The organism is Lacticaseibacillus styriensis (genome assembly GCF_030770295.1).
Taxonomy (GTDB): domain Bacteria; phylum Bacillota; class Bacilli; order Lactobacillales; family Lactobacillaceae; genus Lacticaseibacillus; species Lacticaseibacillus casei.
Map to the genome: position 1 here is coordinate 1015040 of NZ_CP132483.1, position 15432 is coordinate 1030471.

At 48.1% G+C, this 15432-nt stretch carries 15 protein-coding genes and 1 other RNA gene; 9 read left to right on the forward strand and 7 right to left on the reverse strand.

The features are described from left to right. Window positions 1–109 precede the first annotated feature (109 nt). Window positions 110–473: a transfer-messenger RNA gene (gene ssrA / locus LACSTY_RS04915) on the reverse strand. A 114-nt stretch (window positions 474–587) separates the two neighbouring features. Here ssrA and LACSTY_RS04920 point away from each other — a divergent pair. The 4 genes from LACSTY_RS04920 (at window position 588) to LACSTY_RS04935 (ending at window position 3904) form a co-directional block, all read left to right on the forward strand. Beyond that, window positions 588–983, forward strand: coding sequence for an SdpI family protein (locus tag LACSTY_RS04920; protein ID WP_087911890.1), 396 nt, complete (start codon window positions 588–590; stop codon window positions 981–983). A 16-nt stretch (window positions 984–999) separates the two neighbouring features. Then, window positions 1000–1731, forward strand: coding sequence for a response regulator transcription factor (locus LACSTY_RS04925; protein ID WP_087911891.1), 732 nt, complete (start codon window positions 1000–1002; stop codon window positions 1729–1731). Further along, window positions 1728–3275 (forward strand): sensor histidine kinase, encoded by a 1548-nt coding sequence (locus LACSTY_RS04930; protein WP_087911892.1) that lies wholly within the window; start codon window positions 1728–1730, stop codon window positions 3273–3275. Before LACSTY_RS04925 ends, LACSTY_RS04930 begins: the two co-directional genes overlap by 4 nt. A gap of 95 nt (window positions 3276–3370) precedes the next feature. After that, window positions 3371–3904, forward strand: a complete 534-nt coding sequence (locus tag LACSTY_RS04935; RefSeq protein ID WP_049169974.1) for a GNAT family N-acetyltransferase — start codon at window positions 3371–3373, stop codon at window positions 3902–3904. A gap of 64 nt (window positions 3905–3968) precedes the next feature. On the opposite strand, the gene LACSTY_RS04940 is transcribed toward LACSTY_RS04935, so the two are convergent. Further along, window positions 3969–4175, reverse strand: coding sequence for a hypothetical protein (locus tag LACSTY_RS04940; RefSeq protein ID WP_039638878.1), 207 nt, complete (start codon window positions 4173–4175; stop codon window positions 3969–3971). Window positions 4176–4489: 314 nt separating this feature from the next. Here LACSTY_RS04940 and LACSTY_RS04945 point away from each other — a divergent pair, with 314 nt between their 5' ends. Next, window positions 4490–4924, forward strand: coding sequence for an ACT domain-containing protein (locus LACSTY_RS04945; protein WP_025012936.1), 435 nt, complete (start codon window positions 4490–4492; stop codon window positions 4922–4924). A gap of 22 nt (window positions 4925–4946) precedes the next feature. After that, window positions 4947–5450 (forward strand): hypothetical protein, encoded by a 504-nt coding sequence (locus LACSTY_RS04950; RefSeq protein WP_010489165.1) that lies wholly within the window; start codon window positions 4947–4949, stop codon window positions 5448–5450. 147 nt (window positions 5451–5597) lie between these two features. On the opposite strand, the gene LACSTY_RS04955 is transcribed toward LACSTY_RS04950, so the two are convergent. The 5 genes from LACSTY_RS04955 to LACSTY_RS04975 form a co-directional block, all read right to left on the reverse strand. Next, a complete protein-coding gene (locus LACSTY_RS04955) occupies window positions 5598–5933 on the reverse strand; it encodes a hypothetical protein (protein WP_049169976.1) in 336 nt (111 codons plus the stop codon). Next, complete coding sequence (locus LACSTY_RS04960) at window positions 5911–7218, reverse strand: Y-family DNA polymerase (RefSeq protein WP_087911893.1); 1308 nt, start codon at window positions 7216–7218, stop codon at window positions 5911–5913. Before LACSTY_RS04960 ends, LACSTY_RS04955 begins: the two co-directional genes overlap by 23 nt. Window positions 7219–7406: 188 nt before the next feature. Beyond that, on the reverse strand, window positions 7407–7577 hold the full coding sequence (locus LACSTY_RS04965) for a hypothetical protein (RefSeq protein WP_087911894.1): 171 nt from the start codon (window positions 7575–7577) through the stop codon (window positions 7407–7409). Window positions 7578–7661: 84 nt separating this feature from the next. Further along, window positions 7662–8870 carry a zinc-ribbon domain-containing protein gene (locus LACSTY_RS04970; RefSeq protein WP_087911895.1) on the reverse strand — a complete coding sequence of 403 codons (1209 nt, stop codon included), beginning with the start codon at window positions 8868–8870 and terminating at the stop codon, window positions 7662–7664. Window positions 8871–8873: 3 nt separating this feature from the next. Beyond that, the gene (locus LACSTY_RS04975; protein WP_087911896.1) at window positions 8874–9662 is read right to left on the reverse strand and encodes an SGNH/GDSL hydrolase family protein; all 789 of its coding nucleotides are present in this window, start codon (window positions 9660–9662) and stop codon (window positions 8874–8876) included. Between the two features lie 255 nt (window positions 9663–9917). Between LACSTY_RS04975 and pcrA the strand changes: the two genes are divergently transcribed. The 3 genes from pcrA to LACSTY_RS04990 are packed head-to-tail and all read left to right on the forward strand — an operon-like array spanning window position 9918 to window position 15404. Then, entirely contained in the window at window positions 9918–12170 is a 2253-nt protein-coding gene (pcrA, locus tag LACSTY_RS04980) for a DNA helicase PcrA (protein WP_087911897.1), read from the forward strand. 45 nt (window positions 12171–12215) lie between these two features. Then, complete coding sequence (gene ligA / locus LACSTY_RS04985; RefSeq protein WP_087911898.1) at window positions 12216–14240, forward strand: NAD-dependent DNA ligase LigA; 2025 nt, start codon at window positions 12216–12218, stop codon at window positions 14238–14240. 12 nt (window positions 14241–14252) lie between these two features. Then, window positions 14253–15404, forward strand: coding sequence for a CamS family sex pheromone protein (locus tag LACSTY_RS04990; protein ID WP_087911899.1), 1152 nt, complete (start codon window positions 14253–14255; stop codon window positions 15402–15404). Window positions 15405–15432: the final 28 nt, after the last annotated feature.

The window sequence follows — 15432 nt, forward strand, 5'->3', positions numbered from 1 at the left end:
AATTTGTGCACTTCACTTCAAAAACAACCCCAAACACCCGAAAACAAAAAGCCCCGAAATGCTGATTTAACAGTATTTCGGGACTAACGGAAAGTATCAGAAAGCTTAATAATGGAGGTGAGGAGAATCGAACTCCTGTCCATCACCCCTGCTACATGCAGCTCTACACCCATAGCTGATTGATTTAAAATTCGCCGCGATGTCGCGCCAGTCAGCAAGGCTAACACAAGGCGGCTAACCTACTAGTCTCTTGTTGATGCCTCAGGTGGCAGCATCAACCGTAGCTCAATGATTTGAGACCCAGACCCGACCCTTGAGCGAAGTCGGAAGGATCACGCTAGCTGGTTATTAAGCAGCTAAAGCGTAAGAATTTTCGTTCTTTGCAGTTATATTAACTGTTCCGTTGATGACGGAGCCGAGCCTCCGAGGTGCACCGCATGCGCGAAAAGCAATGTCGAGACCATTACACCCCCGACAAGGTGCAAATGATATCTTACCACGGTATAATTAAACTTGTCAAAATGTTTGCACTTGGTACTATACTGACGCAAACTTAGGTTTTAAGCTAATTTTATGGAGGCATGTCTATGATCTTACTTGTTGCTGGATGCATGCAATTACTAATGGGCATCCTTCTGGTACTTTTTCGACCGCGACATCAAACCAATTTCTGGGGCTACACATCCTATCTCGCCAGTGTCAATGCCGATAGTTTTCGTCTAGCGCAACGGTGGTTTTGCCAGGCATTGATTGTTACCGGGGCTCTCGAAGGCGCTGCCGGTTGGATCATTCACCGGTTTTCGTGGGATAATTTTTTCATCATTTGGCTTTTTGTGGCGGTACTGTTATTCTTACCGGGATTCGTTTATACCGAAAGCCGGCTAAAACAGTATCTTGAAGCCCACCATCAGCTTCCTTACGATTATGTCGCACCGGATGACGTTCCGAAACCTAAACGCCGTAAAGGTTTTAAAGATTTGTGAAATGAGGGGTTTATCAGTGAAACTATTAATGATTGAAGACAATACAAGCGTGGCAGAAATGATGGCCATGTTTTTTCAAAAAGAAAAGTGGGAAGTTGTTAACGCTTATGATGGCGAAGAAGGGCTTGCCAAGTTTAAAGAAGCACCCGATAGTTTTGACATCATCACCCTGGATCTGAATCTCCCTAAAATGGACGGGATGCAGGTGGCCAAGGAAATCCGCCAGATCAGTGAAACCGTCCCGTTGATTATGTTGACGGCCCGCGATACTGAAAGTGACCAGGTGCTGGGACTTGAACTCGGCGCGGATGACTATGTAACCAAACCGTTTTCGCCGATTACGCTAATTGCGCGTATCAAGGCGTTGCATCGCCGCGCTGAAGTTGGTGCCGAAGTCGGTGCGGAGCAGGCGGCGCCGGAGGAAAAGAAGGATGGCTTTGACGTTGAAACCGACCATTTCAAGCTCAGTACCAAGACGCGTGAAGCTTATTTGAATGGCAAACAAATCGAGGGTCTGACACCCAAAGAGTTCGATTTGTTGCATACTTTATCCAAGAGCCCCAAGCAGGTCTTTTCCCGCGAACAATTGCTTCAGCTGGTGTGGGATTATGAATACTATGGTGACGAACGCACAGTCGATGCGCATATTAAAAAGCTGCGTCAAAAGATCGAAAAAGTCGGTCCGCAAATCATTCAAACCGTTTGGGGCGTCGGGTACAAGTTTGATGATTCGGGGCTTGATCAATGAAAATGCTCTATCAACAGTTAATCGGCTTTTTTGCAGTTATCATGGTGACCTTGGTAATTGTGTCGATTCTGTTCATTCGTTCAACAACCAATACAGTTTGGGAAAATGGGTTTAAGCAGCTTGAGCAGTACACTGACGTTTTAAAAAACAACGCTGTCGATGAAAATACTTACGTGATCAATGCACGCTTCATCCAAAATGCCGAGGAGATTCTTAGCGATCAACACGTGCATTTTGTTATTTATGATGCGAACAACGTGGCTAAGTATCCGGTTTCACAAAAAAGCCCGATGGCAGCGATTAAATCAAGTTACTGGAAAAAGTTAAAACAAGGTTCAGCCGTTGCCGTACCGGAGCTGATGACGAATCCTGTGAGCGGCCGGTCCCAAAATATGACGATCTATTACCAGCCGGTTTTTTTGAGTGAGAAACTACTATTTGTCATTGCGGCATTTGCACCGGTCGAGCAAATTCAAAGCTCGATTAACAAGACCGAGCACAACTTACTCATCGCTTTCGTCTTATCGACTTTGGCGGCCTTTATTATTAGCTACTTCATTGCGTCGTATCAGGTTCGCCGCATTAATCAACTGCGCCAGGCGACGCATCAGGTGGCGGAAGGTAACTATGATGTGACCGTCAAAATGAAAAGCCGCAGCCATGATGAAGTGGCAGAACTAGCGGATGATTTTCGTGACATGGTGACGTCTTTGAAAGCCAGCCAGCAGGAAATTCAGCGGCAAGAAGATCGGCGCCGGCAGTTTATGGCGGATGCAGCTCACGAAATGCGGACACCGCTGACGACGATTAACGGCTTGCTGGAAGGCTTGGCTTATGATGCAATTCCCGAAGAAAGCAAGGGGAAGAGCATTGAACTCATGCGTAACGAGACCAATCGTTTAATTCGCTTGGTCAACGAGAACCTTGATTATGAAAAGATTCGCACGAATCAGATTCTTTTGAGCAAACATACCTTCAACGCCCGCAAGGATCTTGATAATATTGCCGAACAACTGGCACAAAAAGCCGAAGAAGCTGGCGACAAGATTACGATTGAAGCACCGGAAAAGCTGCCAACTTATGCCGACCATGACCGGTTTGTTCAGATCATGTTCAACATTGTCCAAAATGCGGTTCAGTTTACGCAAAATGGACAAATTACGATTAATGGGAAATTAGGCTACCACCAAACCGAATTTAGGGTGAGTGATACCGGCATCGGTATGTCCAAAGATCAGATGAAGAACATCTGGGAGCGATATTATAAAGCTGATCCTTCGCGGAAAAATACGAAATACGGCGAATCCGGTCTAGGTATGGCCATTGTCCATCAACTGATGGGCCTGCATGGCGGCACCATTGATGTTGACTCTGAATTAGGATCAGGTACCACGTTTACTTTAATCTTCCCTGATGAAGAGACGGCACCTAAGCAAAAGAAGCAAACCGGTTCAAAGCCATCAGGCGATTCAGCTGCGACCAAGCCAGACTCGACAGCCAACACCACCAGTGGCTCAGATCAGCAGACTAAGCCAAATAAATAACGCATCCTCAAAAATGGCAGTGATATCGAAACAGCACGTCACCGAAACGTTAAAACGTGTATAATAAAAATTATTATAACAAAAGGGAGACAATTATGACCATTCGACGAATACAGCAAAACGACTTTGCCGAGGTAGACGCCTTATTGCAAACCGCATTTAGCGGCAGCAAGCGCGGCTATCACGGAGAAGCAGCGTTAGTCGCTGAGTTACGACGCACCGCTGATTATGATGCAGCGCTGGAAGTGGTGGCGACCATCGACGGTCATTTAGTCGGTTACGGATTGATGACTGCAGTCACCATTACGCCTGATGCCCATATGCAAGGTGTGGCCTTGGCCCCCTTGGCCGTAGCACCTGATTATCAAGGCAGTGGATTAGGGATGGCGATTGTTTCGGAGCTCGATATGCGGGCCACAGATCTACGTCGCGATTTTGTCAGCGTCATCGGCGATCGGCAGTTCTTCGGCCGCATCGGCTTTCGCAAGGCCGCAAACTATCGACTCGAGCCACCGTTTCCGATCGTGGCCGAAGACCATCTCATTAAGGAGCTGGTCCCCGGCGTTTTGGCTAGCGTGCGCGGAAAAGTCAATTACGCGCATCCTTTTTTAGCTGAAACATTGGAGTAACATCAGGCGTTAACAGTGATGAGCTGCGGTTAAAACCGCAGCTCATTTTGTCTGGCAAGAGGTGTTACTTTTTCTTGTGACTTTTGGACGTGTCGGTGACGTGGTGCGCCATATGTAATGCACCGATACAAAGTCCACCACTGATGAGCCCGCTGCCCATTAACGCGTCATCACTCAGGTGCGGCCAGTATTCGACAAACGCTATAAACGCGATGATGATTGCCACTGTCAGTAATTGCCAAGATAAATGATACGGTTGCCGCATCTTCATTCAAAAGCCCCCTCATGCTTTTCCCTTCAAAGACACCATCAGCCTACTGCAAAATAGCAGACGTTTAAAGGTTCATTGATGAAATAGGTGCAGCTATCGAGCTATAACGGAGATTACCTAAAGTGGAATTGACAGCGCTTGGCGAAGTGTTATAAGTAAAGAGAGCTTATTTTCCTGAAAACATGTCAAATCTTTTACAATTTGACGATTGCTTTTCAGAAGTGGCAATGACTGTTACAATATGAACATATTCGAACGGATGTCTGTCGGTGAGAAGCGCATACTGGCAGTCGGTTCATTTTGGGGGGATTCGCGTGAAGCAGTTTTATATTGTTGACAGTTCGATTCTTCCGGACGTGGTCGGCAAAGTAATTGCCGCGCGGGCATTGCTCCAAAATGGCGAAGTTAAACAGGTGAGCGAAGCGGTTAAGCGAGTTGGCATTTCCCGCGGCACTTATTACAAATACAAGGACTATGTGTTTTTACCAGATCATGAAATGGCATCACGTAAGGCGGTCATTTCATTGATGCTTCATCACGATCGTGGCATTTTGTCGGAAGTTTTGACTGTGATGTCACAAGCTCAAGCCAGCATTGTGACCATTAACCAGAATATTCCGATCCACAACTGGGCAAGTGTCGTTATATCATTTGATATTTCGGCGCTTCAAGGAACCCTCGATGATCTCGCTACTAAACTTGGCGGCATTCGCGGTGTCAGTGATGTGCACCTGATTTCCATTGAATAAACAGCATGTTTTTGGAGGCTTTATGAAAATAGCAATTAAATTGTTGCTCTGGGTTTTAGTCGCTGGCGTTGCTTTATTTCCAGCGTTGTTACTGATTTTGTTTGTGATTGGCCTAAGCGTCGTGATTTCCGGCGCCATGGCAGTTAGTGCTGTTGGCTTTGTTTTGGGCATCATTTTTGTCGCACTAGTGGGCTTAAGCATTATGATTCCAAGTGTTTTGCTCATTATTCGCTTCATGACTTTTCGGACGGTTAATGCGCGTTTCCGGCATGGCAATCAACGCGTTGTCTTGCCAGTAAGCGTCCGGTTAACGGGTCGTTCCATTTACCACGCAATTTATGAGAACTTTAAGGCCGGACGGCGCCAAGGAAAACATTTGGTGCAGGCGTGGAGTTTTGGGTTTGAAACCTACTTCCATGAAGATCTTCAGGCTTATCTAGCGGATCAGATTCTTGCTCAGCACGGCCCCGAGATGGCTGAGGCCTTTGTGCTTGATGAACGCCACTCTTATACGATTGCCTATTAATTTGATCAATCGTCTGATGGTGGCATCGATCAATTAGTGCTAATCATGATGAAAAGTCGGTCTTGTTGTCTGAGGCCGGCTTTTTTATTGGAGTCAATATTCAGTTTTAGCTATATTAGGCACGCAGTCAGACTGCCAAGCAGGGCATCATTCATCAAGACGGGCACGTCGTTGAATGACTCGGTTGGTTTGCGGCCAGCGCATGTCTTCAAAGCCAACAAATTCGATGGTTAATTGGGTTTGTTTGCGTAACAAGCCAAGGAAAGCCTCTAACTGGGCAAGATCATAGCCGTGCAGACTGTGCAACGGGATCGAGCGCTGCCGTTGATCCTTAGGTTGGATGTTAAAAAAGAAATTGAACGCTGGCGTGTAGGTCTGATTCACCAGTGAGATCCAATACCGTGTATTTCGTTTGCGCTTAAATAGTGGCGTTAACCGTTCCATGATGATTTTAAGGTCTTTAGTCATAGCTATTGCCGCCATTGTGTCCTCCTACCAGTGATGCACGCTGAATGGCTGTGCCGCCATGCATCGCGCTTTTGGCGTACACCAACGCCTTGAAACCGAAGCGACTGCGAATCGTATCGAGTGTTCGTTCCAGATCGGTGGCCTTGATTTGGCGATCGACCGGCTCAAAGAAGTTGAGTTGCTCGCCAGTGTCAGGTGCCAGCCGGGATGTGAAGACGGCAACATTGCGGATAACTTCGCCATGCCAGTTCTTCCGAAAAATCTCGCGCAACGTCGCAACAATGTCGGTGTTGCGATTGGTCGGCAGAATTCGCTTTGCTTGCGTAAAACCGGACCGACCGTCTTGCTGGCTTTCTGCATATGAAAATCCGATACCCAGTGAAAGCTCACCGGCACGTTTATGATGATGACGTAAGCGGGCTGCGACCTGTTCACCGATTTCTTTGATGACAATTTCGATTTCGAATTGATTGCTATAGTCGCGCGGAAGCACTTGGGAATTACCGATACTTGGCTGGCGCGTTACAATGCGCTTACTGATTTTGGTGCGATCAACGCCCCAAGCGGTTGCAAACAGCTGAGTGCCGATAATACCCATTTCCTGTTTTAAGGCATAAGGATTCGCATGGGCGAGTTCGTACATGTTCGTAATGCCCATGCGCGCTAAATGCGCTGCTGTGCGGTGACCGATACTCCAGACGTCGGTCATCTCGTTAATTTTCCAGATGGTGTTCGAGACCGTCGCATACTTAATTTCGCCAAGTAAATCAGGACTGTGCTTGGCATAAACATCGAGGGCAATTTTGGCTTGTACCGGATTTTCACCGATTCCGACCGTCGTACGCAGGCCCAGTTTTTGCTGAACAGTTGACTGAATACGCTTGGCAACTGCTCGCGGCGTTTTCCCGAAAAGCTGCCAGGTATGGGTTAAATCGAGGATGGATTCATCAATCGAGTAAGCCCACAGATCTTCATCGGCGACGAATTGACGGAAGATATCGTTAATAGCCAGATTTTTCTGAATGTAGAGGTTCATGCGTGGCGGAACGACAATCAGATGCGGCTCATTGGGCAAATCGCGCTGGCGGCTGACATTATTTTTGAGACCATACATTTTTTTGGCCATGGGCGAAGTCGCTAAAATGAGTCCGCCGTTGGTGTTTTCCTGTTCAGACATCACAACTAGGATGGTTTTGAGCGGATCAAGTCCACGCTCAATGCTTTCGACTGAGGCGTAAAAGGACTTATTGTCAATCAAAAAAATGACCCGATGCGGTTCGTGTGGATAATCATAGGCCATGAAGATCACCTCTGTTTATCATTATACGAACATATGTTTGCTTAGGCAAGTTATTTATTTTTTTGGGGGATGCTATAACGCGCTCCCCGACTTCTAAGCGCGCCGGCTCACGCTCAGCGCCACATAAAAACCCCTGCTGTGCATATGCACAAACAGGGGCATCAATGAAGCGATCAAAATGCAAACATCTAGCGCATGCAACCACCCATGTGCCAGGACGAAATGCCGCGCATCATGCTGCCGTGGGCAATTCCCATGCTGCCGCCATTGTTAAAGACTTCCAAGATGAACAAGGCGGCAAAGATGGCGGCAATGACGATTAACGTGACCACTAATGGCCGCCACTTATCTGATGTCATACGATCCGCCTCCTAACGAATTAAATTCGGATACTGCCATTAGTATAACACCATGGCATCAATGACAAAGGGGATGCGGACAAATCAGTCATCGCGTTCCCATTTAATTTTGAGATTGGTTTCGATCAGATCTTCATCATCAAGTGCAAAGGGTTCAACGACACTGCCACCATCAGACTTGGTGAATTTAATGTTGAAGACATTGCCGTCACGATAAACGACTTCCCACTTACCGTTGCTTGGTGTGCCGTTATTGGTCGCTGTATAAGTGCCATCGCTATTAAAAGTGAACGTTGCCCGGTCGCCTGATTCCCAGCGGCCCACAATGCCACTGGTGGAATGATTGTCGTTGCGCTTTGACGTATCAGAAGGATACTGGCGTGTCGTTTTCGTGACGCCATTGTCATCATAATCGTCATCGTGATCATCATCGTGGGTATTGCTGTCTGGATGTGAATTTTGCGATGCGGTGGTACTGGAAGATGTGGTACTGGAGGAAGCCGTTGCCGCATCTAAAGTTAAATCCGATGCTTGACCTTTTAGCGGGATCACAACTTCCCGCGTGAAATCTTTGGTTGAGCCGTCATGCGTGCCGCTGAGTTTAAGCGTGTAGACACCCGGCAGTTGGCCGGCGATGATATATTGGCCGTCATGCGCTTTGGCTTGCGCCGGCGTGCCATTCAAAGTGAGTGTGGCATTTTTAAGGTTGGTTTTGACGACGGCATCGGCGGTCCCTAATTTGACTTTATATTTTGGAAAAATAAGCAGCTCATGGCCTGCCTTGACAATCTGAACTGTGCCGCTGGTCGACTTAGCCATAATCATGCTATGCAGAAGACTGCGATCGCTGCGGTTTTTGATGAGTTGCGCAAGGGGCTTCAAATCGTCCTCGTGCAACGCCGTCCCATCGCTGGCTACCGCGACTTCCGCCATATCATCGGCATCCCCACTGGTCATTTCTTCGGCCAGCTCGGTGACTTGCCGATCCTGACTGTAATAAGTCGCGCCAGCAAAATAAGCGATTCCCAGTATTAAGATCACGGCAATCCCGGTTACGAGCAGCCAACGCCGTGGTGACCGTGGTGGGCGGCGACGTTCGGCAGTAGCCGTTGTGGAAGAAGCGGTGGACGAAGGAGTGGCAGGTGACGATTGTGAATTGGCTGCTTCTTTTTGATTTGTGCTTTGCGCCTGTTGTCGCGCAGCACGCAAATCAAAGCCGCAGTTTGGACAAAAGTCATCATCAGGGCCAATCGGTTGACCGCAGTTAGGACAAAATTTTAAAGATGCTTGCATGGATCATTCCTCCAAAGTTTTGATGAGTAGGGCAGCGATTTGATCATGCCCCTTTTGATTAGGATGAAACGTGTCGCGCGGACCATTAGCCGCAAAGTCAGGAATGGCGGTGCCAGCCGGGCCGGTTACATCATCATGGCCTTGCCAGATCGTCGCTAAGTCAGCCACTGGCACGTGGTGAGAACGGCCGATCTCTTTGACAACAGCGTCAAATTGCAAATCCGCGGCGGCATACGGCCCGTTGTTCGGCGACCAAGTTGTCATGAGGATCAATTGGGCGGTGGTCTTTTCTTGCAGCGTTGTCACAATGGTTGTGAGGGCTTGGCGGTAAGCACTGAGCGCTGAGGTGGACGCGCCTCCCACAGCATCATTGGTGCCAAACTCGATCGTCACTACGTCCGGCTGCTGCGCCACTAAGCTTGACAACGCCGGGACGCCGAGATTCGTGGCAGTTTTACCGACTTCGGCAATGCCTGCCTCAGTAACGGTTTTGCCGGTTAATTGCCCCAACTGCTGAGCAAAAAGCGAAGTGAAGCGACTGGCTTTTTTATCTGCAAAAAGCCCGACAGAAAGGCTGTCGCCAAAAGGTGCATAAACCAATGTATCTTTTGAGCGAGCCTTCAATTTAGCTAACGGCGTCTTTGGTACCGATGATGCCTTCTGTGAAGCACTTACTTGGCGCGAACTTGCGGATGTCGATGCGCGACTGGATTTAGCTGCATGCCGTTGAACACCGCAACCGGCAGCCAACAGTAATAATAAAAGTCCCAACCCCACCCAAACTTTTTTCATAGAACCACCTTGTTTTAAGTCACTGTTTCTCTGACTGCTTTCTTTAAGTGTATCAGAGTGACCTGTCAACGCAATGAATATGCAATAACAACGAATGACGGAAATTTCGGGTCAAGCGAGAATCTAAAATAAGCATTAAATACCGCCTGTTTTGGCCGCTATCGTATCTTGCCGGCACTCACGCTTAGGCCCAAAGTTTGGTACAATAGGTCAAGGAATTTTTCACTTGGTTTTTCTGAAAGGACGATTCGTTAAATGGTAATGGATGCCGCATTAAAGGGTATGAACGATAAGCAGGCCGAGGCGGTACTGGCCACCGAAGGACCGGTTTTGATTATGGCTGGCGCAGGCTCCGGCAAGACGCGGGTGTTAACGCACCGGATTGCTTATTTGGTAGAAGAAAAAAACGTTAATCCATGGAACATCCTTGCCATCACCTTCACGAATAAAGCAGCTCGTGAGATGCGTGAACGGGTAGGGAAGCTCGTTGATCCCGAAATTGCTCGGGATATCTGGGTCTCGACCTTCCATGCACTTTGCGTCCGGATTTTACGGCGGGATATTGACAAGCTCGGCTATAATCGCGCCTTTACGATTGCGGATCCAGCTGAACAGCTGACGTTGGTTAAACACATTCTGGCGGATTTCAATTTGGATCCCAAACGCTACGACCCCAAGTCAATCCTGGGGGCCATTTCGAATGCCAAAAATGATTTAATCGATCCGCAGACTTATGCGGACGAACAGGCTAATAGTCCCTTTACCAAAATTGTCGCGGAAGTTTATGCGGAGTATCAAAAACGGCTCCGTAGCGATCAGGCGTTGGATTTTGACGATCTGATCATGCAAACCATCGTATTATTTGAAAAGGACAAAGAGACACTGGCATTTTATCAACGTAAGTTCCGTTATATTCACGTTGATGAGTATCAGGATACGAACGAGGCCCAGTATCGACTCGTGCACATGCTGGCAGAAGGTTACCACAATCTTTGCGTTGTCGGGGATGCGGATCAGAGCATTTACGGCTGGCGTGGTGCCAACATGCAGAACATTTTGGATTTTAAAAAGGATTTCCCTAAGGCCCGTGTGATTTTACTTGAGCAGAATTATCGCTCCACGAAGACCATTTTAAGTGCGGCCAATGACGTGATTAAGAACAACCTGAATCGGCAGGTGAAGACGTTGTGGACCGAAAATGGCAAAGGTGACAAAATCACGTATTATCGCGCCCAAAGTGAAACTGACGAAGCGATTTTTGTCATCCGACGCATCGAAGAAGAAATGGCCGAACATCATCGCCACTATGGTGATTTTGCGATTTTGTATCGAACGAACGCACAGTCACGGGCGATTGAAGAGGCGTTCGTCAAGTCCAATATTCCTTACAAAATGGTGGGCGGTCATAAGTTCTATGATCGGAAGGAAATTCGGGATGCCCTTGCGTATTTTCGGTTAGTCGTCAATCCTGAAGACGATATGAGTTTCACACGGATTGTGAACGAACCAAAGCGTGGCATTGGTAATACCAGTGTCGAAAAGCTGGAAGCATTTGCCAGTCAGCACGGGTGGTCGTTGTTGGAAGCAGCAGCCAATGCCGAACTCAGCCCCATTTCCGGCAAAGCGCGCGGTAATCTGGCGAAGTTTGGCAAAATGATTCAGGAACTCGGCGCCCGCCGCAAAGATTTGAATGTTACGGACATGATGCAGGCCATTTTGGATGAGAGCGGTTATCTGGATGCGTTGCGGGCAGCACACACGCTGGAAGCCGATACTCGGATTGAAAACCTTGAAGAACTGCTATCGGTGACGCAAGGATTTGACGAGCGCTATCAGCCGGAAAATGAAGACAGTGACATTTTTGTCGACTTTTTGGCTGAGCTGGCGCTGCTGTCGGATCAGGACGAAGTAGAAGAAGATGCTCAGGAAGTTACCTTAATGACGTTGCATGCGGCTAAGGGACTGGAATTTCCGGTTGTCTTTTTGGTTGGCATGGAAGAAGGCCTTTTCCCGCTGAGTCGGGCGGCTATGGACGAAGGCGAGCTGGAAGAGGAGCGGCGTCTGGCTTACGTTGGCATCACGCGCGCCAAGCAGAAGCTGTATCTGTCCAATGCCTATGCCCGAATGCTATATGGCCAGCGGCAAAATAATCCAGCTAGTCGTTTTATTGAAGAAATCGATCCGGATTTGCTTGAAGTGGTCGGCGGTAATCAGCCAAAAAGCGATATTCCGTTTATTAATCGAACCGATCGGGCGTTTAGTTCGCCGTATAGTCGTCATGCCGAGACTGCCGCAACGCCGGTGACGGTTAAACCCATACCGACAACCGGTGCAGGGAAAACCAGTTGGGAAGCTGGCGACAAGGTGGCGCATCGTAAGTGGGGAACGGGTACAGTCGTCAAGGTCACCGGAACAGGCGATGATCAGGAATTGGACATTGCCTTTAAAGCGATGGGGATCAAGCGGTTGCTAGCAGCGTTTGCCCCGATCAAGAAAATTGAATCTTAATGATAGGCTCGTGAGGATGAAGTATGGTGTTCAAGGAGGCTCGCCGTGTTAACAAAACCAGCTGCTCAATTTACGCTTGAAGAAGCCGAGGCGGAAGTCGCCAAGCTGCGCAAGCAATTAAATCAATGGCGTCTGGAGTATTACACCAAAGACGCACCGACCGTAACGGATAACGTTTATGACGATCATTATCGTGACTTGCAGGCGTTAGAAGCGGCATTTCCTAAACTGGTCACCCCCGATTCGCCGACGCAACAGGTTGGCGATGTGATCAACTCGGATTTTGCCAAAGTTCAGCATCCGATCCCTATGTTGTCGATGGGCGATGTCTTTTCATTTGAAGAACTTAGCGAATGGGATGCGCGCATGCAGGCTAATGTTGGGCATCCGGTTGATTACAATGTGGAGTTAAAAATTGACGGACTTGCCTTATCGCTTATTTATGAAGATGGCAAATTGGTCCAAGGCTCGACGCGCGGCGATGGTAACATTGGCGAAGACGTCACCAAGAATGTGTTGACCATTGATTCGGTACCGAAAACCTTAAAAAAGCCACTGTCACTCGAAGTACGCGGTGAATGCTATATGCCTAAAGCAGCGTTTGCCAAATTGAATGCTCGGCAGGAAACTGAAGGTAATCCGCCATTCGCCAATCCGCGCAATGCGGCCGCGGGCTCCTTGCGTCAGCTGAATCCGCGCGTCACGGCCGGTCGGGAACTGGACACGTTTATTTACACGTTGATTGATCCTGATCGGTTTAACGTGAAAACGCAACATGAAGCGATTGCGTTCATGCATGATTTGGGTTTTACCACCAATCCCAGTTCAGAAGTTGCCAGTGATATGCAGGCGATTGATGCGTACATTACTAAGTACACAAGTGATCGCGATGCGTTGCCGTATGGAATTGATGGGATCGTTTTAAAAGTCAATGACTTGGCGCTGCAAGCCCAGTTAGGTAACACGGTTAAAGTGCCGCGGTGGGAAATTGCGTATAAGTTTCCGCCTGAAGAAGCCGAGACAGTAATCCATGAAATCGTCTGGACTGTCGGTCGAACCGGGGTCGTCACGCCGACTGCGGTGATGGATCCGGTTCAGCTGGCCGGAACAACGGTTTCGCGGGCAACCTTACACAATGCGGATATGATTCATGATAAAGACATTCGCATTGGCGATACCGTCATGCTGCATAAGGCCGGCGACATTATTCCGGAAGTTTCGCGGGTGCTGGTTGCCAAACGCCCGGCGAATACGCCACCGACACCGATTCCGGAAAAATGTCCGTCGTGCGGTCAGAAACTAGTGCACCTCGATGATGAAGTGGCGTTGCGGTGCATTAATCCGATGTGTCCGGCACAAATGCAGGAGCAGCTGACGCATTTTGCTTCGCGTAACGCCATGAACATTGACGGCTTGGGTCCTAAAATCATTGCGCAGCTGCAGGCCAAACACCTAGTGCGGGATGTCGCCGATCTCTACCGCCTGACTGCAACCGATCTGGCTCAGCTGGACAAATTCAAAGAAAAATCAATTAATAATTTATTAAGTGCGATTCATAACAGTCGGCAAAATTCCGTGGAACGCCTAATCTTTGGATTGGGGATTCGTCACGTTGGCGGGAAAGCCGCGCGAATTCTTGCGGAACATTTTGGCGATTTGGACCACCTGATGGCTGCCAGTCAGGAAGACATTGCGGAGATTCCTAATATTGGGCCGACTATTGCCGAAGCCGTTGTGACCTATTTCAAGACTGATACGGTACGAAAGCTGATCGATCAATTGCGTTCTGCAGGGGTCAACCTACGTTATACCGGTCCGACGCAGCCGGCGGTAAAAGATAGCTTTGTTTCCGGGAAAACCGTGGTCATCACAGGTAAATTTGCCGAGTTTTCCCGCCCGGATCTGACGAAACAGCTTGAAAAATTAGGCGCCAAAGTTACCGGATCGGTTTCAAAGAAAACGGATTTGGTGATTGTCGGTGAAGCAGCTGGCAGTAAGCTGACGAAGGCCCAGAAATTAAATGTTCCGACTATGGATGAAACAGAATTGTTGGCGAACTTGAAGAATTGAGGAACTTCATCAATGAAGAAATTTTTGACGTTAACCTTACTGACCGGTGCGATTATGCTGTTAGCAGCGTGTGGCAAGTTGAATCTAGACAGTAATAGCAGCAGTACAGGCGGCACTAAAACAGGAAGCTACCAGACAACGGGGACAGTTGATAACAGTATGTATCAAGGGGTTATCAAGAACGGCCGTTATCAGACGAGCAGTGCACGTGGTTTGACGCTGCAGCAAAATGACCAAGGCGACAACACCTTCAATATCAAGAGTATGGAAAGTGGCTTGCAGACGTTAGCCAAGAACCAGTTCCCGACTGATAAGTATTCTTTTGAAGAAGGGCAGCTCTTGAGCACCGCCACTGCCAGAAGCTGGCTGAAACGTGAATCAAAATCCAATGCTGAAGGCCTAAATCCGCCTGATAATGGGAAAAAGGATCCTGATACCCGTAACCCGATTTATTTGCAACAAATTCTTGAACAGGATTTCATGCTGCAAGATGGCAATAGCATGAAGTTAGGCGGGATCGCGATTGCGTTAGGGATGAACAAGGTCGACTATTATACCAAGACGGAATATGGCGCCCAATATCAGACAGAAATCTCCGATGAAACCATCAAGAAACAAGGCGAAGCGATTGCGGCAAAAGTCGTCGCCCGCTTACGCGACATGGAAAAAGTACCGGATGATATTCCAATTGTGGTCGGCATTTATAAAAATGCGGAACAGGATAGTCTAGTCGGCGGTGTTTATGTCGAACATGCTACCAGTAAGAGTGGCACCGATATCGGTTCATGGAAGAAACTTAATCAGCAAAATGAGGTTTTACCGGTAGTCGGCGATCATAAGGCGATTAACAGTACCGTTTCGAATGACTTTTCCAGTTTTACGAATCAGGTAAAAGGGTTCTTCCCGACTTTAGCGGGGATTACTGCTCAGGCACATTATGAAGATGGCAACTTGGCTGGCCTGAATATCACCGTTAATACCCAGTTCTATGGGTTGACCGAAATTCAGAGCTTTACCCAGTATATTTCAACTGCTGCCAGCAAATACCTTCCTTCAGGCGTGCCGATTGAAATTACCATTCAAAGTACGCAAGGCATCCAGGCGTTTGTTTCGCGCAGTTCCGGTGACAAAGGCTTTTATACTCATGTATTTGGGAGTTATTGAGGCAATCTTATGGTAAACTACGAATGAA